The organism is Nitratireductor aquimarinus, from assembly GCF_017255295.1.
GTDB lineage: Bacteria > Pseudomonadota > Alphaproteobacteria > Rhizobiales > Rhizobiaceae > Nitratireductor > Nitratireductor aquimarinus.
Window position 1 is genome coordinate 214936 of sequence record NZ_JAFKDE010000008.1, and the last position, 23330, is coordinate 238265.

The window sequence follows — 23330 nt, forward strand, 5'->3', positions numbered from 1 at the left end:
TTTTCAACGAATGAGTTAAATGAATACGGTCCTGCCGAAGAGGGCGGCATCTGAAACCATGTGTCGCCAGAGAGATCGCTCCCTGCCGATGCGAAGTGCGGTTGCGGCGAACACCATAAAAGGCGCATTCCAGAGGTCATCGACCGGCTCTTCCTGCAGCAGGGATTTCACACTACGGCTGGGCGTTCGTCAGGTTTCGTTTAGCGCCAAAACGGCGTTTACAGCCCAATTCCGGCAGCTGCATAATCACATTGGCCGTCAGTTGGCAACAATCGCTGATCTGAGAAGGCGCTTGGCGCGCCTGATCGCAAAGTTGTCGATAGCTGCGGCGCTTATGTTGCTCATCGATTGAATGAAGCGCCGTGCTCGCACAAGCTGAAAACATGATTCGACCCGCCCCCTTGCGCACACAGACAGCTGCGGAAACACCGCCGGGCGTTTGCGCGCCCCGCATTCCCGACTGGTTGCGCCGGGCTGCAAAGGCACCAGCCTTTCCGAATACGGAGTTCGCGGCAGGGGCAGCACTGGGCGCGCTCGACATGCTTGTGCGTGGCGACATGGCCGCGGCGCAGGCATGGCGCTGCCGTCTTGCGCTTCGGGCTGCCGCCATCTCATGTCAGCGCGTCCGGCGGCCGGAAGATGAAACAGCCCTGCGCGATGCGCTGGCCCTGACCCGGCCAGGCGATGATGTCGGCCCCGCCGGCCGCATCCTGCTTGCCTGGCGGATGCTGGTTTCCAGACCGGCCGGTACACTTTCAGGCGAGGACACGCTCCGCGCAATGGTCGAGGCCTGTGGCTATGGCGCGGAGGGCCGCATTGCCGACCTGCGTGAGATGATGCTGGAAGCAGGGGAGGAGGGGCACGATGCAATCGCTGCCGCCGAACGGCTTTTCCTCGCGGTTCGTCGCCTCTTTCCGGACTTCGAAACGGTGATCGCGCCGCTCCTTTGTGATGCGGTGGTGGCGCGCGCGCTTGGCTGGTCTCATGCCGTTCCCCTGTTTCTGCTCGCCGGGGAGGCGGGCGCATCACAGGCTGATCCATCCATGCTGCGCGCCATGATAGCCCGGCGCTATGCCCGTGCTGCGCTCGACGCAGTCGATCTGGCCATCACGCTCGAACGCCGGGCAGGCCAGCTCCTGCAGGTCGCGCCGAAACTGCGGGCAAAGGGCGCACAGCCGGTGGTGCAGGCGTTTCTGGAGGATGACGCCGTTGGCTCTTCCAGCCACTTCCCCGGTATGAGCGACCGCGGGCTCCGCCGCCTCTACACCCGGCTCGTCTCGCTTGGCGCGGTGCGCGAACTGACCGGTCGCGACAGCTTCCGCATTTACGGATTGTGATCTCATGAGCGCGCAATCCGGAAAGAACGGCAAGGGTGAAAAGGCGGGCGCACCGCTCTTCGACCGCGAGCTGGAGCATCTTCCGCAGGCCCTGCGCTGGCGGGAATGGATGGCTCGGGTGGAGGCGGTCATCTTCGCGGCCCCAGAACCGGTCTCGCGCGAGACCCTCACGCAGGTCATCGGCCGGGATTGCAGTCTGGATCTGATCATCGAGGACATCAGCGCCGAGCTCGCCGACAGGCCCTATGAGCTTGTCCGCGTCGCCGGCGGCTGGCAGCACCGCACACGCCCCGCCGTGGCGGATGCAATCCGCTCGGCATTCGGCATTGAGGAGCAAGGGGAAAGCCTGTCGGAAGCCGAAGCGCTGGTGCTCATGACCATCGGCTACTTTCAGCCCATCACGCGTTCGGAACTTTCCAGCTTCTTTGCCCGCGAAATCACGCGGGATCTGATCGGCAAGCTGCGGCGTGCGGGTTTCATCGCCTCCGGCCCCAGAAGCCCGCAGCCCGGCGCACCCTACACCTATGTAACGACGCCCGGTTTTCTTGCCCATTTCGGTTTCGAAACCCTGCGCGACCTGCCGGATTTCGAAAAACTCGAAGATGCGGGCCTTCTCAACAAGGAAAAGCTCCTGGGAGATATCCCAGGAGCCATGGAACGCTGGTGATCTTTCCGATCTATTCGGCGGGCACCGGGCGCGCCTCTGCTCCCGCCTGCATTTCCAGGGAAGCCAGTTCCTCCGCTTTCGGAACCGAAAGCCAGATGGCCAGCAGGAAGCCGGCAGCACCGCCGAAGAGTTTGCCCAGTATCAGCGGCAGGATCATGCTCGGCTGGAAATTCGCCGAGAAGGCGAGGTGGTCGCCGAAGGTGAAGGCCGCACAGACGGCAAAGGCGATTGCCAGCACCTTGTCACGCGGCTGCATCTTGCCGACCAGCCGGTACATGGCGAGGATGTTCGCCGTCGCCGCCAGAAGCCCTGCGGCCCCTTCCGGCGAGACGCCGATGCGCGCGCCAAGCGCCTCCATCGGACCTGCCAGATATTTGGTCAGCAGGTAGACCATCGGAAACGCCCCGGCGAGCATGATGCCGATATAGCCGGCAATCTCCAGCGCACGGAACTGGTCCTGCTCATCCGCAATGATCGGGTCGAAGCCCCATGAGCCGAACACAGTGGTGAAGAAGCCCGTGAAATACTCGACGATGGAAGCGACCAGAACGAGCGTGATGCCGGCATACATGAGACGACCGAACCACAGAAAGCCGGTGATCATCGCATCGGGGGCAAAGCGCAGCCCGAGCGCGATGGCGACGCAGAAGACGATCAACGGCAGAAGATTGCGCAGAATGTCCACCAGCGACAGCGCGATCTGGTAACTCGCATCAGCCGTCGTCGAGACATCCGGGCGAATGCCGAGCCCGGCAAGCGCGATCAGCGCGCAGGCGATGAACACGCCAATAGGCACGCTCAGAATGCCGGACATGATGCCAAGCGCCATGTATTTGTGGTCGGCTTTCGCCAGCATCGCCAGTCCCACGGGAATGGAGAAGATGATGGTCGCGCCCGACATGAACCCGACAATGGTGGCGATCATCCACGCATCGCGCGACTGGGCGAGCGTGTCGGCAAGCTGATAGCCGCCCATGTCGACGGCGATCACCGTGGTGGCTGCAATGGACGGGTCCGCGCCGATCATCGCGAAAAGCGGCCCCGCGACGAGGCGGATGAACTCCGAAAGATAAGGGATCGCGGCCATGATGCCGGCCACGGGAATGAAGATCGGGCCGATCGAATGCAGCCCCTCGATAAACTCCTTCCCGAGCCCGGTTTCAGGGTTTCGGATGGAGGCGATCGCGCCGGCGACGGCGCATGCCATGATTATGTAAATGACGTAGGTACCGATTGAAGCCATTTGCCTTCCCTCCCAGTGTGCGAAATGCGCCTCCGGCTTTTTGACGCCGGTTTTTCGATCAGCCCTTTACGCGTTCCCCCGGCGGATCGTAGAGCGGCGCCATGTGCACCGTGGCCGCGAAGCGTTCGTTCGCCACGATGAGTTCGTAGTCTCCCGATGTCAGAAATGCGTCGTCGACGCCCCCGGCGGCGCGCACATAGCCGTAGCCGACGGGTTTGCCGACCGTGTAGCCATAGCCGCCGCTCGTCAGATAGCCGACCGGCTCGCCATTGCGCAGGATCGTTTCCCGGCCAAGCAGAACCGCGTCGGGGTCAGCCGTGGTGAAGCAGGCAAGGCGTTTGGTCAAAGGGCCGCCAGAAGCTGCCTCACAGGCCTCGCGCCCGATGAACGGCGTGTCACGGCGCAGCTTCACGGCCCAGCCAAGCCCCGCCTCGAACGGGTTGTCATTGGGTGTCACATCCGAGCCCCAGGCGCGATAACCCTTCTCCAGCCGGAGCGACTCGATGGCGCGATAACCCACGGGGCGGATCTCCTGCGCGCGGCCTTTGTCCATCAGCGCGTCAAACACGTCGCCCGTGCCCTCGATGGGCACATGCAGCTCCCAGCCCAGTTCACCAACATAGGTCACGCGCATGGCGCGCACGCGGTGCCCGGCAATGTCGATCTCCTGCACCCGGCCGAAGCGGAAGGCCTCGTTGCCGACATCGGCCCCGGTCACGGCGGCGAGAACCTCGCGTGCCCGCGGCCCCATCAGGGAGAGCGTGCCATGTTTCTCGGTCACGTCGACAAGACGGGCGTTTGCGCCGGCAGGCAGGTGGTCTTCTATCCACGCAAAGTCGTGGGTGCGCGAACCTGTTCCGGTCACGATGTAGAAGTGATCATCGGCAAGACGGGCGACGGTCAGGTCGCATTCAATGCCGCCGCGCGAATTCAGGATCTGCGTGTAGGTCAGGCGTCCGGCGGGCTTGGCGACGTGGTTGGCGCAGATGCGCTCCAGCGCGTCCGCCGCATCGGGGCCGGTCAGCTCATACTTGGCGAAGGATGACTGATCGAAAACGCCGACCTTTTCGCGCACATGCGCATGTTCCTCACCGACGGGGCCAAACCAGTTCTGCCGCCCCATGGAATAGTCGTCCCGCGCGTCCATCCCCTCCGGCGCAAACCAGTTGGGCCGTTCCCAGCCGAGCTTCGAGCCGAACACCGCGCGGTGATCCTGAAGCTTTGCATAGAGCGGGGAGACGATGCGCGGCCTGCCGCTTTCATATTCCTCATGCGGGAACGCCACCGTGTAGTGCTTGCCATAGGCTTCGAGCGTGCGCTCCTCGACCCATTTGCGGTTCCGGTGCAGCTCCGAGAAGCGGCGAATGTCCACGACCCAGAGATCCAGCGGAGCCTCGCCGCGCACCACCCATTCCGCCAGCACCCAGCCCGCACCGCCGCCTGCGGCGATGCCGAAGGCGTTGAAGCCGGCCCCGACAAACATGTTGGCGCATTCCGGGGTCTGTCCGAGAATGAAATTGCCGTCCGGCGTGAAGCTTTCAGGCCCGTTGATCATCTGCCTGACGCCTGCTTCGGCGAGTGCCGGAACACGCTCGATGGCCTGTGTCATGTGCTGTTCGAAATGGTCGAAATCGTCGTCGAACAACTGGAATTCGAACCGGTTCGGCACATCTCCGCCCGGCAGGCCGGTGGCCCAGCTCTGCGGGTTCGGTTCGTAGCCGCCCATGACGAGGCCGCCGACCTCCTCCTTGAAATAGATGCGGCGGTCGGGATCGCGCACGGTCGGCGTGTCGGAAGAGAGCCCCTCGATCTTCTCGGTCACGATGTACTGGTGCTTGACCGGTTGCAGCGGCACCGAGACCCCGGCCATCGCACCGATCTGACGGGCCCATTGGCCGCCGCAATTGACCACTTTTTCGCAGGCGATCCTGCCACGATCCGTCTCCACGGCAACGATGCGGCCGCCCTCCATCTCGAAGCCGGTCACCTGAACGCCTTCAAAGAGCCGCGCCCCGTTCATGCGCGCGCCCCTGGCGAGTGACTGGGTGATGTCGGACGGGCTGGCCTGCCCATCCGTGGGCAGCCAGGACGCGCCGATCAGGTCGGACGTGTCCATGAGCGGCCACATCCGCTTCACTTCCTCCGGCCCGACAAGCTCCATCTCCATGCCGAAGCTGCGCGCGGTGGTGGCAAGCCGTCTGAACTCGGTCCAGCGGTCTTCATTGGTGGCGAGCCGCAGGCAGCCGGTCATTTTCCAGCCGGTCTCCAGACCCGTTTCCTCGTGCAGCCTTTTGTACAGATCCACCGAGTATTTCAGCACGCGCGTGATCGACGCCGACGAGCGCAGCTGACCGATCAGCCCGGCGGCATGCCAGGTCGAGCCCGATGTCAGTTTGCCCTGTTCCAGAAGAATGACGTCGGCCTTGTGGTCGCGGGCAAGGTGGTAGGCTGTCGAGCAGCCGATGATGCCGCCTCCGATGACGACGATCTGGGCATGCGAAGGCAGGGTCTGGGTCATCGTGATGCGCGTCCGTATTGGGTGTAGAAAGTGTCCAGTGCGGCCTCGAGCCGCGAGAGGTTCTCATGCGTGTAGGCAACGTAGTCGGTGCCCGGCGCGTCGAGATAAAGCTCGGAGGTCATGCTCCACATCGCCTCGCGCAACAGCGAAGCGCACTGCATGGAGCCCAGCGAACGCCGCAGGTCCCAATCGGGCGTGCGGTCGAAATAATAGCCGAGCAGCGCTTCGGACTCTTCGTCCGAAAAGCTGGCGTTGGAGGAGAGCCCCGCCAGATCGAACATCGCCGTCGAGAAGCCGGCATATTCGAAATCGATCAGCCACAGCCGCTTGCCGTCATCCAGAAGGTTGGCTGGCAGGAGGTCGTTGTGACCGAACACGATTGGAAGCGGCGTCTGTACGGCTTCCAGCTCATCGGCCAGCGCGAGATAGGCCGGCAGCTGTTCCGTCATCCGGCTCCCGCCTTCCTTCAGGGTGCGCGCATAGTCGCGGATGACGTGAAACGGCCAGAACATGAAGCCCGGCCCTGAAACATGGTGCGGCATGTCCTGATGAAAATCGCGAACGATCCTGGCGACGCGTTCAATGTTGGCGCGCACATCGGCTTCGCCGTATGTTCTGGCATTGAGATGTCTGCAAACCATCACGCCGGGCGCCGCATGCTCGACGGCTGGTGCAAGAGACGCTAACTCGGCGGCGCGCGCGGTCATCAATTCGCGGTCGCGGATAACGTGATGAAAGGGATAGTCCTTGCCGAAACGGACCACATGGCCGCCGGCATCGTCGGTAACGAGCCAGCTTTCATTGCTGATGCCGCCGACAAGCGGCTCTATCGTGATTGCCCCCTGCCATAGGGGCAGTGCCGCAATCCGATCAGAGCCCGGGGCGGTGATTTCCCGTGCTGCCGTCATGTCTCCTCCCGCAGCCTTTGGCTGTCGATTTTGAGGAAGAATTGATGGGCATCTGTGTGAAGTCAACAGAAAAATGTTGAAGTTTGACCGATTTGCATCTTCTTGAATTTAAAATCAGTCATGATAGGGCATAAACGGGCACAACCGGTAAGGGCAACGCAGATGAACTATTCCCCCCGCCATGGTCGGATTCTGGATCTTCTGACAGAGCAGGGCACAATGGGCGTCAATGATCTGGCGCAGCATCTGGAGGTGTCGGTGGAAACCGTCCGCCGCGATGTGAAGGCGCTTGCCGGGCGTGGCGCCATCGTGCGCATGCATGGCGCCATCGCCTTGCCGTCCGTGGTCAGCGAAGCGCCGTTCGAGCGGCGCATGCGGGAGAACCGGCAGGCCAAGGAGACCATCGCCGCACTGGCCGCCTCGACGATCCGCGATGGCGAGTCGGTGATGCTCGACACGGGCACCACCACCAGCCTTCTGGCGCGCGCGCTGCTGGACCACCGCCAGTTGACCGTCGTTACCAACTCATCCGACATTGCCCGCACGCTGGCGACCGTCAATGGCAACAAGGTCTACATGGCCGGCGGGGAGTTGCGCAGCGACAGTGGCTCCGCGCTCGGCTTTTCCGCCATCGAGTTCGTCAGTCGTTTCAGCGTTGATCACGCCATCATTTCCGCGGGCGCAGTGAACGCGGTGACCGGCATCATGGATTACGATCTGGAGGAGGCGCAGTTCGGCAACGCGGTTCTGGCGCGTGGTCGCCGCCGGGTTGTCGTGACCGATGCTTCCAAGTTCGGCCGGAAGGGGCTGGTGCGCGTCTGCTCCTTTGCCGAAGTCGATTCGCTCATCGTCGACAGCATGCCGCCGGAAGACCTGTCCGAAGCGCTTCGTCTGGCCGATGTGACGGTTACCTGCCCTGCCTGACGGGGGCGTTCAGCCCGCCGGCGCACCACGCCTGTGGGAAAGCTGTACATTTGTTCTCCGACAAAACAGTTCCTGCACAATCAACTTGCTTTCCGTCTCGGGATTTGGTTCGTTCCGCGCATCCACAGGGGTGCCGCGTATCGCCGCGGCTGAGATGAGGGTGCAAATCCTCGGGCCCTAGAAGCTGATCTGGGTAATGCCAGCGGAGCAAGGAGGACAATCATGTTCGCAGGTGCGCAGCTTTCCCTTTATCCGATGACCGACAATTTCGTCGACGTCATCATGTCGTCGCTCTCCGCGTTCGATCCTTACCGGGACCGGTTGCGAATCGAGACCGACGATATCTCCACGCTCGTCGTCGGCCCGCCCGAAGTGCTGTTTCCGGCGCTGCGCGATTTCTATGTCGCCGCCGCATCCACCCGCCATCACGTGGTGCTGCGCGCCACGCTCTCGCGCGGCTGCCCCGGCGAGCCCGACGATCCGATCTGCAGCACCTCTGCACTCGCCAATCCGTCAGAGCCGCTCGCCGAACGGCAGAAGGCGGCGCTTGCAGCAGTGGCCAATGCCAAGACCACGTCGGAAATCGCACGCGCGCAGTTCTCGCTTTACGTGATGGGCGCCGGCGATCACATGGCGGAGATCATGGGCTGCATCGACTTCCTGAAGTCGAGCGGCGTCTTTGACCGCTCCAAGAATTTCTGCAGCCGTCTCACCGGCGATGCAGGCCCGGTTTTCGCAACGCTCGAACAGGCCTTCTGCCGGTTCGGTCCGCCCGAAGGCCATGTGACGGTCGATCTCACCGTTTCCGCCAACAGCCCCTCCACGGCCTGACCCCATGTCTCAGGGTCGGCCCCGTCCTGCGGGCGGACGGCTGGTGCGCGGCTTGCCTGCCCTGGCAAGCGTTGCCGGTGCAATCCTCCTTTGGGAAATCTATGTGCGGCTGTCGGGCATTTCGCCGCTGGTTCTGCCTGCGCCTTCGCGCGTCATCGAACAGATGGGCGTCAACCGCGCCCTCCTGTGGGAGAACACGCTGCCGACGCTGAGCGCGACGCTGACCGGCTTTGCCTTCTCCGTCAGCATCGCCTTTGCCCTCTCGGTGGCGCTCGATTTCCTGCCGAAGCTGCGGCGGGCGCTGTTCCCGATCTTTGTCGTCAGCCAGACCCTGCCGCTGGTGGCCATCGCGCCGCTGGCCGTCCTGTGGTTCGGTTTCGGTCTCACACCGAAAATCCTGCTCGTGGCGCTCGTCACCTTCTTTCCCATGCTGGTGGCGCTGGTCGATGGCTACGAATCCACCGATCCCGAAATCGAAACGCTGATGCGCTCCATGGGCGCGTCGCGATGGAAAGTGTTCCGGGCGGCGCGCTTTCCCTCGGCCATGCCCTATTTCTTCGCCGGCCTGCGGATTTCGATCACCTATGCCGTGGTCGCCGCGATCTTCTCCGAATATGTCGGCGCGCGCGCCGGGCTCGGCATTGTCATTCTCAACGCCAAGAACAGCTTTCGCCCGGATCTCATGCTGGCGGCGGTCGTGGTCAGCTCCACGCTGACACTGGTGCTCTTCGGCGTCTCGGCGCTTCTGCAACGCGCGCTGCTGCGCTGGCGTGAAGCGGGGCAGACACGATGAGCGCTCTTGAAATGCGCAATGTGGGCGTGACGCTTGGCGAGACCGCCGTGCTCGACGATGTGTCGCTGCATGTGGGGCAGGGGGAGTTCGTCTCCATTCTCGGCCCTTCGGGAGCGGGAAAATCCACCCTGTTTCGCCTGCTCACCGGCGCGCTTGCGCCGGATCGCGGCGAGATCCTGCGCGATGGCGCGCCGCTGAAGCGCGATGGCCAGACCTTCGCCTTCATGCCGCAGCGCGACGCGCTGATGCCCTGGCGACGCATCATCGACAACGTCATTCTGGGGCTGGAAGTGCAGGGTGTGCCCCGCGCCGAGGCGCGCGCCCGCGCGCTGCCGCTGTTCGCCGAATTCGGGCTGGAAGGCTTTGAACAGCGCTATCCGGCGGAACTCTCGGGCGGCATGCGTCAGCGCGCAGCCCTTCTGCGCACGGTCATTCAGGCCCGCCCGATCCAGCTTCTCGATGAACCCTTCGGCGCACTCGACGCACTCACCCGCGCGCAGATGCAGCGCTGGCTGGAGGACCGCTGGCGCGCCGCGCGCTGGACCACGCTGCTCGTCACCCATGACGTGCGCGAGGCGGTCGCCCTTTCAGACCGCATCTATGTGCTGTCGCGCCGTCCCGCCCGCGTGATTTCCGAGGTCGTCGTCCGCGCCCCGCGCCCGCGCCTTGGCGCGCCGCTGCCGGACGAAGCCCGCGCGCTGGAAGAAGACCTTTTGAACACCTTGCTCAGTCAGACAGGAGAAAGACCATGAAAAGCCTGATAGCCGCAGCCCTGATGCTCGGCGCGATGGCGCTGCCGGCAACGGCGCAGGAGCGCCTGAGCGTCGCGCTGGACTGGACGCCCAATACCAACCATGTGGGGCTCTACGTCGCCCAGGCGAAGGGCTGGTTCAAGGATGCCGGCCTTGATGTCGAAATCCTGCCCTACACCGACACGTCCTCCGGCACGCTGGTCGCCACGGGCGTTGCCGAATTCGGCATTCTCAGCTCCGTCGGCTTCTACAGCCAGCGCGCCACGGGCGCCGACCTCACGGTCGTCATGGCGGTGATGCAGCACGAGACGGGCCGTCTCGTCTTCAACGGCGAGCGTGAAGACATCCAGCGCCCGGCCGATCTCGATGGCATGACCTATGCCGGTTTCGGCAGCGCATGGGAGCAGGCCCTCATCTCCACCATCATCCAGAACGATGGCGGCAAGGGCGAATTCGAGACCGTCACGCTCGGCACCTCCGCCTATGAGGCGCTTGCCAATGGCACGGTCGATTTCACGCTTGAGGTCAGCACCTGGGAAGGTGTGAACTCCGTGCTCCTCGACCGTCCGCAGCGCGCATTCCGCTATGCCGATTACGGCGTGCCGGATCAGCACACCACCTATCTCGGCGGCAACGGAACCTGGCTGAAGGCCAACCCGGAGACCGCGCGCGCTTTCGTTGAAGCGGCTCAGCGCGGCTATGCCTTTGCTGCCGAGAACCCGGAAGAGGCAGCCGAGATGCTGATCGCCGAAACCGGCGGCATGCTGTCCAACCCGGAGCTGGTCCGCGCTTCCATGCAGGCCATCGTGGATGGCGGCTACCTGCAGGACGAAGGCGAACCGGTCGGCCTCATCGATGCGGACATGTTCGGCAACATCACGAAGTTCATGTTCGAGGCGGGCGTCATGCGCGATGCCGACGGCAAGCGCCTTGAGGAGATGCCGGACGTCTCCACCTGGTTCACCAACGCCTACCAGAAGCAGTAATTTCTGACGCAGTTCAGAGATTTACGGCCCGAAAGCCTCAGGAGGTTTTCGGGCCGTTTTAATTCAGGGCATGGCCGGAAACGTCACGTCCACCAGCGCGAACACCGAGCGTTGCTCCTTCTTGATCCTGTCATCGCTGACCAGCAGAAAGAGTGACGGCGAGACCGCGACGATTCCTTCGAAATCCGCATCGTCGATACCGGGAACATCAAGCCGAACTGCCTGCGTTTTGCATAAGGTGTCGGCCGCGCAGACCGCCGGGTCGACAAGCCGCAGATAGGGAACGAGCGCCTTGTCTTCCTTGATGCGCTCCAGCACCAGAAGTCTGCCATCGGGCAGCGCCGTCATCGCCTTCACCCGCGACGCGCCGATATCCTCGCTCGACCACGAGAGCGTTTCGCCACCTTCCGCATAAAGCGTGTGCGCGGTGCGCGGCGCGGGCTCAAACGGTTCTTCGGGCAGGGTCACAAGGCCAAGCTCCGGGTGATGGGCTATGGATTCAAGGCCGCGGTTCTTGCCCGCCTGTCGGCTGCTGTCACGCACCGCCGATGGCAGATCGATCTCTGCCAGCCATCCCCCGTCACGCTTGAAAAGTGCGGCACGCGGTCCGCTTTCGCTCAGGATCGCGAAATTCAGTGCGCCCGTTTCATCTGGTCGTAGCATCAGCGCTTCCGGCCCGAACCCCTGTTCGGCAAGCGCATTGCCATCTGCGTCGGTCAGCGCCGCAGCCGCCTGCGGCTCAAGGACCGTAATCGTCTCGCCATCGGTCGAGAAGGCGAGACTGAACAGCGTGGCCCGGTCGGAAACCGCGTAAACGGTCTGCGTCTGCGGGTCGTAAGCGAGGCCGGATAACTCGGCCATCGTCTCTCCGTTCACATCGATTTCGGGCATCACCCGATGATCGAGAACCCGCGCCGACATCGGCTCGGCATTGACTGCAAGCGTGGTGGCGAGGGCGAGGAGGGGTGTCAAAAGAATGGTTCTCAAGGTTCAGACCTCATTTCTGGCGGAAATGCCTCTGGCAGACGGCAGGGGCGCCCCGGATTTTCCGAAGCGCCCGCTGCCTCACAGCATGATCCCGCGAAGGGTGAAGTAGATCACGGCGGAGATGAGCGCCGTCAGCGGAACGGTTATGATCCAGGCCGACAGAACCTTGGTCATCAGCGCCCGGTTCACGAGAGCTTCTCCCCGTTCGGTTGCCGCAGTGCTGCCGCACACGCTGGCGTCAGACTGCCTTTGCGCATGTTCCCTGCGCAGCGCATCGATCATGGCCCTGCGCTGCGCGAAGGGGCTTGCCTGCATGCGGGCGATGAAAGCGTCGCATTCCGCCTCATCACGACCGGCATGCAGTGCGCGGATATCGCTGACGATCCGCGCATAGCGGCGCTTCAGCCACTCCCGCAGAAAGCCCACGCCAAGCACGGCGCCCACGGTCACATGGGTGGTGGAAACCGGCAGGCCAAGCTGGCTGGCCGTGATCACGGTGATGGTTGCCGCCATGGCGATGCAGTAGGCGCGCATCGCGTCCAGCCTGGTCAGCTCCCCACCCACGGTCTGGATGACGCGGGGGCCGAACAGCAGGAGGCCGATGGCGAGGCCGGCAGCGCCGAGCCCCATGACCCAGAACGGAATGATGGCCTTTTCCTGCATCGCGTCATTGGTCAGCACATCATAGATGCCGGCCAGTGGCCCGATCGCGTTTGCCACGTCATTGGAGCCGTGCGCGAAGCTCAAAAGCGCTGCCGAGAAAATGAGCGGCAGGGCCAGAAGCTGGTTCACCGCGGATTTGTCATTCTGCAGTTTTGGCAGCCGGCGTGCGATCAGGAAGCGGGAGACAACCCATGCCACAAGAGCGATGAGCGCGCTGGCCATGGTCGCCTCAAGCAGGCTCGCAGACCACACCTTCTTGAACCCCTTGAGGATCAGATAGGTGCCGAACGACCAGGTCATGGCAGCCACAAGAAGCGGCACAATCCTCTGCGCGGCCTTCAGCACCTGCGGCTCATAGGTCACGAAGCGCTTGATCGCATAGAGAAACAGCGCAGCAAACAGGCCGCCCAGAAGCGGGGAGATGATCCAGCTTGCGGCGATGTTGGCCATCACCGACCAGTCAACGGCCGAAAGGCCCGCTGCCGCAATGCCGCCGCCCATCACGCCACCCACGATGGAATGGGTCGTGGAGACGGGCGCGCCGAAAACGGTGGCGAGGTTCAGCCAGAGCGCCGCAGCCAGAAGTGCGGCCATCATCACCCAGACATAGACGCTCCGGTCAGCAAGCGCCTCCGGCATAACGATGCCGCCGCGCACGGTGCTGATGACCTGGCCGCCGGCAATAAGCGCGCCGCCAAACTCGAACACCGCCGCCATAATGAGCGCGCCTGCAAGCGGGATCACCCTTGCACCGACCACAGGGCCGATATTGTTGGCGACATCGTTTGCGCCGATATTGAGCGCCATATACGCGCCGAAGCCGGCGGCCGTGGCGATCCACAGCGCGAATTCGGGATTGCCGCCATTCTGGGCGCGCACCAGCGCATAGGCCATCGCCGCAGCGACGAAGGACAGGGCGATGAAAAGACGTCCGAGAAACGGAGCAAGGTCTCTGAGGTCCGACCTGGCTTTCGCGAGGCTCGCCATATAGCCGGATTCAGGCAAAGCGGGGCTGACATGCGTACGCATGGTCCTCTCCTTTCGATGGCAGAGTTGAAGCTCAGGCGGGGCTCAGGGCCCGGCCGTCGAGAAGCTGCAAGCGACGCAGCGCGGGCAGGAAGCGGTTGTGCCGCTCCACCTGGCCCGTCGCGGCCATGCCCACGCAGTATTTTGAGCAGCGTTTTGTCGGGTGGACGTGCAGTCCCCGGAAAATCGCATCGGCGATGCCGTTGCCGCGCGCCGACTTCGTTTCCACGATGGAGATGTCGGGCCGCACAAGGCGGCGCACATCGCCAGCCTTGAACGAAAGCTGCGTATCGATGGTCATGCGCTCGCCGCCCTCCTTGGCCACCAGCGTGATGCGCATATACTGCATCTCGATCACCGGGGCCAAAGGCCGGTCGAAGGGGCTGTCATAGATCTCGCGATGGCACGTATCGATGAAACTTTCACCGGAGTGGTCGAGGCCCGAACCGGGTTCCTGCAGCTTCAGGCGTTTCTTGACCGTGATCTGCCGTTTGCTCTTCAGCTTCACTTCCAGATAGCTGAGGCCGGTATCCACGTAATCGCGCACCCGCACCTTGCAGCGTTTGCGACGCCCCTGATGGTGGTCGTAATAGCTGCGCAGATCGTCATCATCATAATAACGGGTGGCATAAGTGAACGCGCGGATGCCGTCGATTTCGAGCACGTCGAACAGATCCGAAAAGGCGTGCAGCGCGGGGCGGAGCCGGTTGGCCGGGACGATATACTTGTTGTCCAGCCGTTCCAGCATGGCGGCCTTGCCGTTCAGTCCCTCAAGCGAGATCGGGCGGAAGCCGGTCAGTTCATTTGTGATGGAATGATCCATTGGAGTGTCTCCTTCCCGGCAGGTCAGTGCCGGGGCTTGCGGAAGAACACGTTCATCCGGGCCATGTCGTTGATGTAGTCGAGCGCGGTGATCTGGTAGGACATCACGTCCACGCCAAGGCGCTCGGAGAGGTCGCGGCGCATCTTCTCAGGCTGCGAAAGCGCTTCGTGATCGATCTTGTCGAGCGTGATCTTCACACCATCGGACGAGCGCAGGATGGCCGGGTGATCGAGGATGTAAGCGCCCAGAAGCACAAGCGCGACGACGGCAAGCACGATGGCCAGAGGCGTTCCGGGAATGGCGCAGATCACGGCGATGGAGACCGAGCCGAAGAAATAGGTGATTTCCACCTTGGAGATCTGCTCCGAACGCAGGGTAAAGAGCGCCAGGATCGCGAAGAGGCCAAAGCCGGCGGCCAGCGAGAATTCGACAGCCGAGAGAATGGAAAGAACGCCAAAGGCAAAGATGTTGAACAGCGATGCCGCCGTCACCAGTTCCTTGTCGCGGTAGCGCCGGTAGTAAAGGCCGAAGACCAGGATCGTCATCGACACGACGTCGATGCCAAAGCGGATTGGGGTGTCACCGAATGCGAACGTTTCCAGCATTGTTTTCCTCATTTGTTGGTCACGGCCTCTGTCAGAAAACTGTCGTAAAACTGTCAGAAAGCCGTCTCTGGTGTCGGAAAACGTGAGGGAATTGGATCTATTCCATCGGCATTGATTTTATTTCTCCCGGGTCCGCTGAAACCCTTGCCGCATATGAAAAAACTCCCCCCGGATTTTTTCCGGAGGGAGTTCATCTTTGTCGTTTCGGTCAGATATCTGCGCCTGATCCGGCGTTCTATTCCGCCGCGTCGCGCCGTGGCAGCACCCAGTCGGGGCGCGGGAAATGGCAGGTATAGCCATTGGGATAGCGCTCGAGATAATCCTGATGCTCGGGCTCTGCTTCCCAGAAATCGCCAACCGGCTCCAGTTCCGTCACCACCTTGCCCGGCCACAGGCCGGAGGCGTTCACATCGGCAATGGTCTCTTCGGCCACGCGCTTCTGCTCGTCGCTTACATAGTAGATCGCCGAGCGATAGGACATGCCGACATCATTGCCCTGCCGGTTTGCCGTGGTCGGATCATGGATCTGGAAGAAGAACTCCAGCAGCCGGCGATAGCTCGTTTTGTCGGGATCAAAGGTGATTTCAATCCCTTCCGCATGGGTTCCATGGTTGCGGTATGTGGCGTTCGGCACGTCGCCTCCGGTGTATCCCACACGGGTGCTGACAATGCCGGGCAGCTTGCGGATGAGGTCCTGCATGCCCCAGAAACAGCCGCCAGCCAGAACAGCGCGTTCAGTCATTGCACATCCTCCACCTGATCGAGATAGTCTCCGTAACCTTCCGCTTCCATCGCATCGCGATGAATGAAGCGCAGTGCCGCCGAATTGATGCAATAGCGCAGACCGCCACGGTCTCGCGGGCCATCCTCGAAGACATGGCCAAGATGGCTGTCGCCATGCGTGGAGCGCACTTCCGTGCGGATCATGCCGTGGGTCGTGTCCCGCAGCTCGCTGACATTGGCCGGCGCGATGGGCTTGGTAAAGCTCGGCCAGCCACAGCCGGACTCATACTTGTCGCTGCTTGCGAAAAGCGGTTCGCCCGAAACGATGTCGACGTAGATGCCCGGTTCCTTGTTGTTCAGGTGCTCGCCGGTGCCAGGGCGTTCCGTGCCGCTTTGCTGCGTCACGTAATATTGCTCCGGGCTGAGGCGGGCCAAGGCTTCTTCGGTCTTCCTGTAGTTCATCGGCAGCTCCGGCTTCCTGATCGTTCAATGGTGATCGGTCTCGGCATCGCGTCGAAACACGGTGCCTGCGGAGCCTCATCTAGGTATCGCGGCTCCGCAATCCCAATCATATTAGCGTGATCCGAAACGGAAGTCCGCCGGGACGCGTCAGCGCAGTGTGGAAAGCGCCGCGCTCTCGTCCTCGGCCGAAAGCGGCGCACCGGCCCTGGTGGCCATGAGAAACGCGTCCAGCGCTTCCAGCGAAGACGCGGGAACGAAATCGCCGTTCACATCCACCTGCGAGGCCGCAAAGCGCAGCTGCCAGGCATCGATTTCCTGACAGGCGACAGCCACATGAGATGTGCCACGCGCACTGACCTCGAATTCCCGGCAAAGCGTGCCCGCGCCATCGCGATAAGTGGCAATCGCCTCGAAACGCGCATCCTCGCCAAGTTGCCTTGTCTCGCCCGATGGCGATACGTTCAGCGCTTCAACGATCCGGTCGTCTGCAAGGCCCGCAATCTCGATGCCGCCCGCCCGTTCGGGCTGACCGGCGGCCATGTAACCAAGCAACCCGCCCGCAACCAGCGCCAGAGAAGCTGCGATGGGCAGGGCATGGCGCTGCGCGAACCCCTGTTGGCGCGGGGCGCTCCTTTGCCTGAAGGGAAGCACCTCCGCTCCGGAAGCGGATTCTTCCATCTCCGCACCGCCAGCCATCTGTCGCACACGCGCTTCAAGATCGTCTGGCACGGAAACTTTTGCCGTTCCGAATGTACCCGCCAGTAACGCGCGCGTCTTCATGAACAGTTCCACGCGCTCCGCGAGCGCAGTGTCCCGCCCGATGGCGTCTTCAACCTCACGGCGGGTCTTCGCATCGAGCTCGCCATCGGCATAGGCCATCAGAACTTCATCGGTGAATTTTTCTTCATGCATCGTGTTCTGTCCTGTCGCAAAAGGTCATGCGGCCCTGTCAGTTTAGATCAAGTTTTCCGGCGAGCGTGGTCCGGGCGCGGGCAAGCCGGCTCATGACCGTGCCGATGGGAATGCCAAGCGCGGCGGCAGCTTCCTTGTAGGAGAGCTCCTCCACGCAGATCATCATGATGATCTCGCGCTGGTCCGCCGGCAGTTCCTGCAGCGCACTCGCCACATTGCCGAGCATCAGATGCGTTTCCGTGTCATGCGCACCATCGGTGAAAATCGCATCGGGCCGGTCGACAATGTCCACGCTTTCGCCGCGCGTCCTGTCGCGCCGCACCCGGTCAATCCAGGTGTTGCGCATGATGCGTATCAGCCACGCGGAAAGGTTCGTGCCCTGGGCATAGCTGCTCCGGCTCGCAAAGGCTTTCTCGCAGGTCTGCTGCACAAGATCGTCGGCCACGTCCAGCGAGCGGCTCAGCACGAAAGCGTAACGTCGCAGATTCGGCAAAAGGTCGACGATTTCATCCGCAAAGGTGGATTTCATGTTCCGGTCCGGGCGCCTTCTCCGTGAATGATGTGGAATAAACGTTGGGCTCGCCCGTTTATTCGCCTGCATTCCAAAAAATGCTAATGAGGCGTCGAATGGAAGGGTTCATGAACGCAAAACACAGCTATCGCTGCTTCGTCCGTCTATTGTTCATCGCGCTTTTGGGATTGCCCATGGCGATCGCGCCCGTGCTGGTGAATGACCCGGCCGGCTATGCATTTGCCGACGATGACGATGATGACGACGACGATGATGATGACGATGATGACAACGGCGGCGGTGGAGGCGGCGGCAGCAGCGGGGGAACGAGCTTCAGCGGAAGCTCCTCCGGCGGTTCATCCGGGTCGTCCCGGCGCTCGGGCTCTTCCGGAAAGACACTCTTCGATGCGCTGAAACAGCGCCTCAATCCCCGCAAGAGCGCACCGCGCCGCAGCAGGCCCGCTGCCCGGCGCGCCGCACCGCCCCCCGCCATCCACGCCGACCGTGAGGTCATCGCGCTGGGACTGAGCCAGGGAGACATAGAGGCGCTCGTCGACGATGGCTTCGCCGTCCTGGAACAGATCGACCTCCTGTCACTCACGGCAACGCTCTACCGGCTGCGCATCCCGGCGGAACAAACGCTCGATGCAGCCCGCGATACCGTACGCGCACTCAGGCCCGATGCACTGCTCGATCTTAATCATCACTATCGCCCGTCTTCACGCGGTGGTGCAGATGGCGCCGGGCTCATCGGTTGCGAAGGTCCGCACTGTCCCGACAGGGCGCTGGTCGGATGGGTCGAGCCCGGCGGGCAGGATCCCGCCTGTGCGAGCCCTGTTCGCGTCGGCATTGTCGACACCGGCATCAACCCCGAGCACACCACCTTCGACGGCGGCGAGATCGAGTTCGTCCAGATGGAAGTGTCGGGCGGCTCCGATTCAGGCCGTCAGCACGGAACGGCGGTCGCGGCGATCCTGATCGGTTCCGGCGAAAGCCGGTCGCCGGGGCTCCTCAATGGCGCGAAACTCGTCGCCGCCGATCCGTTTTACCGCAAGGCGGGCGACGAACGGGCCGACGCCTATCACCTGATCGCTGCCATCGATGCGGTGGTCGACCAGGAGGTCGCAGTGCTCAATCTCAGCCTGGCGGGCGCGGCCAATGAAGTGGTCGAGCGGATCGTCAACGAGGCGGCGCAAAAGGGCGTCGTCGTCGTTGCATCCGCCGGCAACAACGGACCGCGCGCGAAGCCGGTCTATCCCGCAGCGTATGACACGGTCATCGCGGTCACGGCAGTGGACCGCGCAAAGCGCGTTTATCGCCGGGCAGGGCAGGGCGACCACATCGATTTTGCCGCCCCCGGCGTGCAGGTCTGGACCGCCGCTTCGGTTTCCGGCGCACGTCCCAAGACCGGGACCTCCTTCGCAGCCCCCTTCGTCACCGCAGCAGCGGCCATGCTCAAACGTCAGGATCAAAGCCTCGACCATCGGGCGGTGAAGGCAATCCTCGCGGAAACAGCGCTGGATCTCGGGGCTGAAGGGCGCGATCCGGTGTTCGGTCACGGCCTGCTTCAGGCCTCCGGCCTGTGCCCGGCGGCCCTGCCGGGCGAGTAATCTGAAACCATCCTTGCGTTGTGCGACACGCTTCCTATATTGCACGCCGAAGCGAGGACGACCTCCCCCATTCCGGGAACCATTTCGGGACGGCCCGAGTACCAACGGGGAGCAAGATGCGCACTGCCGCAGACCGTATTCGCCACGCCGTCAGTTTCGAGCTGATCGCCCTTCTCATCGTCACGCCAATCGCCTCGTGGCTTTTCGGCAAGCCCATGTTCGAGATGGGCATCGTCGTGGTCGTCAGCGCCACGGTCGCCACGGCGTGGAACTATATTTACAATCTGGGTTTCGACCATGCGCTGCGCCGTTTCACCGGCAGTGTCCGCAAAACGGTGCTCATGCGCGTCGTTCACGCCGTTCTGTTCGAGGGTGGCCTTCTGGTCGTCCTGATGCCGTTCACGGCAGCACTTCTCGGCGTTCCCATGGTGGAGGCGCTGTTCGTCAACGCCTCTTTCGCGCTTTTCTACCTGGTCTACGCTTTCGTTTTCAACTGGGCGTATGACCTGATCTTTCCCGTGCCCGAAGCGCGTGCCGTTCCCGAGAACAGCAGGGCCTGATCACGTTCAGCCCTTGAGCGGCGGGGCCTTCGTCTCGCCGCTGCCGAGCCGCTTTCCGGGATTGATCGCCTCAAGCCACAGCAGATAGGCTGCATGGTCGTGTCGGCCCATCTTCATGTCGTGAACAAGTGCGCGAAACGCGTCGCGCGTCTGTTCCGTGAGCGGCAGTTTCAGCCTGGCCGCTTCGGCCACTTCGAGCGCGTTTTCGAGATCCTTGAGATGCAGTTCAAGCGGGCCGCCGGGTATGAAGTTGCGCTCCAGCATCCGCTCTCCATGCAGTTCCAGAATGCGTGAGGTAGCAAAGCCGCCCATCAGAGCATCGCGCAGTGCAGCCGGGTCACATCCACCTTCCTGCGCCAGAAGAGATGCTTCGGCAATCGCGCCAATGGTGACAGCCACGATTGCCTGATTGGCGAGTTTCGCAACCTGACCGGCCCCGTGCGTGCCCACATGGGTTGCCCGCCCCATGGAGGAGAGCAGTTTCTCCGCATCGGCGAAGTCTCCAGCCTCGCCGCCCGCCATGATGGCAAGCGTTGCTTCGATGGCCCCTTTCTCACCGCCCGATACGGGCGCATCCAGATGCCTGTGCCCGCTTTGGGAGAGCATCTGCGCATGATCGCGGGCGACCGCTGGCTGGATCGATGACATGTCGATGAAAAGCGCACCTTTCGGCGCACGCTCCGCAATGCCGTTCCCGCCAAAATAGATCTCGGTGACGATGGGCGAGTTGTCGACCATCGTCACGATGGCGTCAGCCTGCGCCACGGCCGTCTGCGGGTCGTCCGCAACCGTTGCGACATCCGCAAGCGGCTCCGCCTTGGCGCGGGTGCGGTTCCAGACGGTCAGGTTGAAGCCCGCCGCGGCAATGTTGCGCGCCATGGGCGCGCCCATGATGCCGGTGCCGATGAGGGTGACATTCTTGATGCTCATGGCGGGCTCCACTTCCTGTATTCAGGCCTGAACGACTGTCTGGCGCTGTTCGCCGAGACCGGCGATGGAAAGCGTCATCACGTCGCCGGGCTTCAGATATTGCGGCGGCTTCATGCCCATGCCCACGCCGGGCGGCGTGCCGGTGGAAATCACGTCGCCGGGCATCAGCGTCATGAACTGCGAGAGGTAGGAAATCACGTGCGGCACGTTGAAGATCAGCGTGTTCGAATTGCCGGTCTGGCGGCGCTCGCCATTCACATCCAGCCACATGTCGAGATTGTGCGGGTCGGCCACTTCGTCGCGCGTGACAAGCCATGGCCCGAGCGGGCCGAACGTGTCATGGCTCTTGCCCTTGGTCCACTGGCCGGAACGCTTGGTCTGGAAATTCCGCTCCGAGACGTCGTTCATGATCGCGAAACCGGCGACGTGATCCATCGCATCCGCCTCGCTCACATATTTCGTCTTCTTGCCGATGATCACGGCCAGCTCCACCTCCCAGTCGAGCGCCGTGGAGCCACGCGGCATTTCCACATCGTCATTGGGGCCGCACAGCGCGTTGAGCGCCTTGGCGAAGATGATCGGCTCTTCCGGCGGCTCAGCGCCGGTTTCGGCTGCATGGTCGGAATAGTTGAGACCGATGCACACGATCTTCTGCAGGCCGGCCACGCATGGGCCAAGGCGCGGCTCTCCCTCAACCACAGGCAGGGACTGCGGATCGATAGCGCGCAGGCGCTCCAGCCCCTCTGGCGAAATGACGTCGCCGGCAATGTCGGCAACAGTGCCGGAAAGATCGCGCAGCGTACCGTCCGCCGCGAGCATGCCCGGCTTTTCCTGCCCTGCAGGGCCATAACGCAACAGCTTCATGTCATCGTTCCTCTGTATTTATCTCGGATCAGTAGACCGCGCGTCCGCCGGAAATATCGAACACGCCGCCGGTTGTGAAGGAGCACTCTGCCGAGGCAAGCCAGGCGATCATTGCCGCCGCTTCCGCCGGTTCGAGAAAGCGCTCCAATGGAATTTTCGAGAGCATGTAATCGATATGCTCCTGGCTCATCTGGTCGAAGATCGGGGTGCGGGCGGCCGCCGGCGTCAGGCAGTTCACGATAACGCCCGTCTTGGCCAGTTCCTTGCCCAGCGATTTGGTGAGCCCGATCAGCCCGGCCTTGGAGGCCGAATAATGCGAGGCGTTGGGGTTGCCTTCCTTGCCGGCAATGGAAGCAATGTTGACGATGCGGCCATAGCCGCGCTCGATCATGCCCGGTATCAGCGCCCGGCAGGTGAGGTAGGGCGCGACAAGATTGACCTCCACCGTGCGCCGCCACACTTCGGGCGCAAGCTCCCAGGTCTTGCCATTGCCGCCCGTGATGCCGGCATTGTTGACGAGTATGTCAATCGCGCCGGCCTGCCGTGCAGCTTCGGTCACCGCATCTTCCTCGGTCAGTTCCACCACGCGGCCGGCGGCCTTCTCCCCCAGCTCCGCCACGGCCTTGTCCAGCATCTCGGCATTGATGTCCCAGAGGATCACCTCCGCACCGCTTTCGATGAAGCGTTCCGCCGTCGCCAGTCCAATGCCCTGAGCACCGCCGGTGATGATCGCTCTTTTTCCCTCAAGATCGATGTGGTTCATGAAATGCCCCTCCTCATTTCGTTCCGCTGACTGTCTTGGCACAGACATCGGCAAATCACAATGTATACATTGTTTCTGGACGTCTTAAGTCCCGGTTCTGGCCTCACTGGCCGCAAAGACGGTTTAAAGCTCTGTCGGTGTCGTGCCCCGCTGGCGCAGCAGCGACAGCAATTGCTGGTCGGCGCGGTCGCGATGCGCCTGATGCAGCCGGGTCGCTTCCTCCGCATTCCCCGCCGCGATGGCGGCGAGAATTGCCCGGTGCTCGCGGTCGGAGACGAGCGGCAGCGGGCGCAGCTTCGTGATTGCCCGGCGGGCGTGATACTGCATGTCCCAGAGCTGCCTCAGCATGGAGAGCAGGCGCGGGTTGCCACACAGCCCCACCAGTTCCGAGTGGAACTCGTCATCAAGCTCCGACCAGCTTTCAATGTCGCCACGCTGCGAGGCGCGCTCCATCTGGGTGAGGATGCCATCCAGCCGCTTGTGATCTTCAGCGCTGATGCCACGCCGCGCTGTCAGCTGCGCCGCCTTCACCTCGAGCGCTGAAAAGACCTGATAGATCTGCTCGATCTCATCGACCGTCAGCGCCTTGACCGTGATCCCGTGGCGGGGCCGCACATCGACCAGCCCTTCTTCCTCTAGCCGGATCAGCGCTTCGCGCACGGGCGTGCGGCTGAGCGAAAGAAGGCTGGCCACTTCCGTTTCCAGAAGCGTGGTGCCCGGCGGCAGCCGGCCTTCGAGAATGCGGAACTTCAGCTCGTGATAGGCGCGGTCGCGCGCCGGCATCTTGCCGATCCCCTGCAGGCTGGGGCGCGGGCGCGAAACGGCAACAGCCGTTTCTGCGGCCCTGTTACCGGGTGCCTGCTTTGCGGTCGCCGCCTTCTTGCCTTCGGTCTTGCTCAGATCTCCCTCCCTCAATGCCTTCCGTGCCGCAA

Annotated in this window: 24 protein-coding genes and 1 riboswitch; of the genes, 9 read left to right on the forward strand and 15 right to left on the reverse strand. The window is 62.9% G+C overall.

Annotation, left to right across the window (positions count from 1 at the left end):
- Positions 1-401 precede the first annotated feature (401 nt).
- Together JYP46_RS15435 and scpB are read left to right on the forward strand one after the other, a co-directional pair.
- Complete coding sequence (locus JYP46_RS15435) at positions 402-1337, forward strand: DUF1403 family protein (protein ID WP_222474167.1); 936 nt, start codon at positions 402-404, stop codon at positions 1335-1337.
- 4 nt (positions 1338-1341) lie between these two features.
- Positions 1342-2004 (forward strand): SMC-Scp complex subunit ScpB, encoded by a 663-nt coding sequence (gene scpB / locus JYP46_RS15440; protein ID WP_206548601.1) that lies wholly within the window; start codon positions 1342-1344, stop codon positions 2002-2004.
- Between the two features lie 10 nt (positions 2005-2014).
- On the opposite strand, the gene eutH is transcribed toward scpB, so the two are convergent.
- The 3 genes from eutH to JYP46_RS15455 are packed head-to-tail and all read right to left on the reverse strand — an operon-like array spanning position 2015 to position 6673.
- On the reverse strand, positions 2015-3247 hold the full coding sequence (gene eutH, locus JYP46_RS15445; protein ID WP_206548602.1) for an ethanolamine utilization protein EutH: 1233 nt from the start codon (positions 3245-3247) through the stop codon (positions 2015-2017).
- 58 nt (positions 3248-3305) lie between these two features.
- Positions 3306-5765 (reverse strand): GcvT family protein, encoded by a 2460-nt coding sequence (locus JYP46_RS15450; protein ID WP_206548603.1) that lies wholly within the window; start codon positions 5763-5765, stop codon positions 3306-3308.
- Entirely contained in the window at positions 5762-6673 is a 912-nt protein-coding gene (locus JYP46_RS15455; protein ID WP_206548604.1) for a phosphotransferase family protein, read from the reverse strand. The genes JYP46_RS15450 and JYP46_RS15455 overlap by 4 nt, the downstream gene beginning before the upstream one ends.
- A 162-nt stretch (positions 6674-6835) precedes the next feature.
- On the opposite strand from JYP46_RS15455, the gene JYP46_RS15460 reads away from it, so the two are divergent.
- The 5 genes from JYP46_RS15460 (at position 6836) to JYP46_RS15480 (ending at position 10959) form a co-directional block, all read left to right on the forward strand.
- Positions 6836-7597 (forward strand): DeoR/GlpR family DNA-binding transcription regulator, encoded by a 762-nt coding sequence (locus JYP46_RS15460; protein ID WP_113156893.1) that lies wholly within the window; start codon positions 6836-6838, stop codon positions 7595-7597.
- A 116-nt stretch (positions 7598-7713) separates the two neighbouring features.
- Positions 7714-7826, forward strand: a riboswitch (TPP riboswitch).
- Positions 7820-8428, forward strand: coding sequence for a YkoF family thiamine/hydroxymethylpyrimidine-binding protein (locus JYP46_RS15465; protein ID WP_113156894.1), 609 nt, complete (start codon positions 7820-7822; stop codon positions 8426-8428). (Overlaps the previous riboswitch by 7 nt.)
- A 4-nt stretch (positions 8429-8432) precedes the next feature.
- The gene (locus tag JYP46_RS15470; RefSeq protein ID WP_113156895.1) at positions 8433-9221 is read left to right on the forward strand and encodes an ABC transporter permease; all 789 of its coding nucleotides are present in this window, start codon (positions 8433-8435) and stop codon (positions 9219-9221) included.
- Complete coding sequence (locus JYP46_RS15475) at positions 9218-9973, forward strand: ABC transporter ATP-binding protein (protein WP_206544868.1); 756 nt, start codon at positions 9218-9220, stop codon at positions 9971-9973. Before JYP46_RS15470 ends, JYP46_RS15475 begins: the two co-directional genes overlap by 4 nt.
- Entirely contained in the window at positions 9970-10959 is a 990-nt protein-coding gene (locus tag JYP46_RS15480) for an ABC transporter substrate-binding protein (protein WP_206548605.1), read from the forward strand. The genes JYP46_RS15475 and JYP46_RS15480 overlap by 4 nt, the downstream gene beginning before the upstream one ends.
- A gap of 63 nt (positions 10960-11022) precedes the next feature.
- Here the strand turns inward: JYP46_RS15480 and JYP46_RS15485 are convergent, their stop codons facing one another.
- The 8 genes from JYP46_RS15485 to JYP46_RS15520 all read right to left on the reverse strand — a co-directional run bounded on the left by JYP46_RS15485 (position 11023) and on the right by JYP46_RS15520 (position 17689).
- Entirely contained in the window at positions 11023-11946 is a 924-nt protein-coding gene (locus JYP46_RS15485; protein WP_206548606.1) for an esterase-like activity of phytase family protein, read from the reverse strand.
- Between the two features lie 78 nt (positions 11947-12024).
- A complete protein-coding gene (locus JYP46_RS15490) occupies positions 12025-13638 on the reverse strand; it encodes an inorganic phosphate transporter (protein ID WP_206548607.1) in 1614 nt (537 codons plus the stop codon).
- Positions 13639-13669: 31 nt separating this feature from the next.
- A complete protein-coding gene (locus JYP46_RS15495) occupies positions 13670-14458 on the reverse strand; it encodes a polyphosphate polymerase domain-containing protein (protein WP_113156900.1) in 789 nt (262 codons plus the stop codon).
- 23 nt (positions 14459-14481) lie between these two features.
- Entirely contained in the window at positions 14482-15063 is a 582-nt protein-coding gene (locus JYP46_RS15500) for a DUF4956 domain-containing protein (protein WP_113156901.1), read from the reverse strand.
- 235 nt (positions 15064-15298) lie between these two features.
- The gene (gene msrA, locus JYP46_RS15505; protein WP_206544863.1) at positions 15299-15805 is read right to left on the reverse strand and encodes a peptide-methionine (S)-S-oxide reductase MsrA; all 507 of its coding nucleotides are present in this window, start codon (positions 15803-15805) and stop codon (positions 15299-15301) included.
- A complete protein-coding gene (gene msrB, locus JYP46_RS15510; RefSeq protein ID WP_113156903.1) occupies positions 15802-16248 on the reverse strand; it encodes a peptide-methionine (R)-S-oxide reductase MsrB in 447 nt (148 codons plus the stop codon). The genes msrA and msrB overlap by 4 nt, the downstream gene beginning before the upstream one ends.
- A 147-nt stretch (positions 16249-16395) precedes the next feature.
- The gene (locus JYP46_RS15515) at positions 16396-17160 is read right to left on the reverse strand and encodes an anti-sigma factor (RefSeq protein WP_206548608.1); all 765 of its coding nucleotides are present in this window, start codon (positions 17158-17160) and stop codon (positions 16396-16398) included.
- A 37-nt stretch (positions 17161-17197) separates the two neighbouring features.
- Entirely contained in the window at positions 17198-17689 is a 492-nt protein-coding gene (locus JYP46_RS15520; protein WP_113156905.1) for an RNA polymerase sigma factor, read from the reverse strand.
- Between the two features lie 110 nt (positions 17690-17799).
- Here JYP46_RS15520 and JYP46_RS15525 point away from each other — a divergent pair, with 110 nt between their 5' ends.
- Both JYP46_RS15525 and JYP46_RS15530 read left to right on the forward strand, forming a co-directional pair.
- Positions 17800-19281 (forward strand): S8 family serine peptidase, encoded by a 1482-nt coding sequence (locus tag JYP46_RS15525; RefSeq protein ID WP_206548609.1) that lies wholly within the window; start codon positions 17800-17802, stop codon positions 19279-19281.
- A 116-nt stretch (positions 19282-19397) separates the two neighbouring features.
- Entirely contained in the window at positions 19398-19841 is a 444-nt protein-coding gene (locus JYP46_RS15530; RefSeq protein WP_206548610.1) for a PACE efflux transporter, read from the forward strand.
- A 6-nt stretch (positions 19842-19847) separates the two neighbouring features.
- Here the strand turns inward: JYP46_RS15530 and JYP46_RS15535 are convergent, their stop codons facing one another.
- The 4 genes from JYP46_RS15535 to JYP46_RS15550 form a co-directional block, all read right to left on the reverse strand.
- On the reverse strand, positions 19848-20771 hold the full coding sequence (locus tag JYP46_RS15535) for an NAD(P)-dependent oxidoreductase (RefSeq protein WP_206548611.1): 924 nt from the start codon (positions 20769-20771) through the stop codon (positions 19848-19850).
- Positions 20772-20792: 21 nt separating this feature from the next.
- A complete protein-coding gene (locus JYP46_RS15540; RefSeq protein WP_206548612.1) occupies positions 20793-21635 on the reverse strand; it encodes a fumarylacetoacetate hydrolase family protein in 843 nt (280 codons plus the stop codon).
- Positions 21636-21663: 28 nt separating this feature from the next.
- Positions 21664-22398: an SDR family NAD(P)-dependent oxidoreductase gene (locus tag JYP46_RS15545; RefSeq protein ID WP_206548613.1), complete on the reverse strand. Its 735-nt coding sequence runs from the start codon at positions 22396-22398 to the stop codon at positions 21664-21666.
- A gap of 123 nt (positions 22399-22521) precedes the next feature.
- A complete protein-coding gene (locus JYP46_RS15550) occupies positions 22522-23313 on the reverse strand; it encodes a GntR family transcriptional regulator (protein WP_206548614.1) in 792 nt (263 codons plus the stop codon).
- Between the last annotated feature and the right edge of the window lie 17 nt (positions 23314-23330).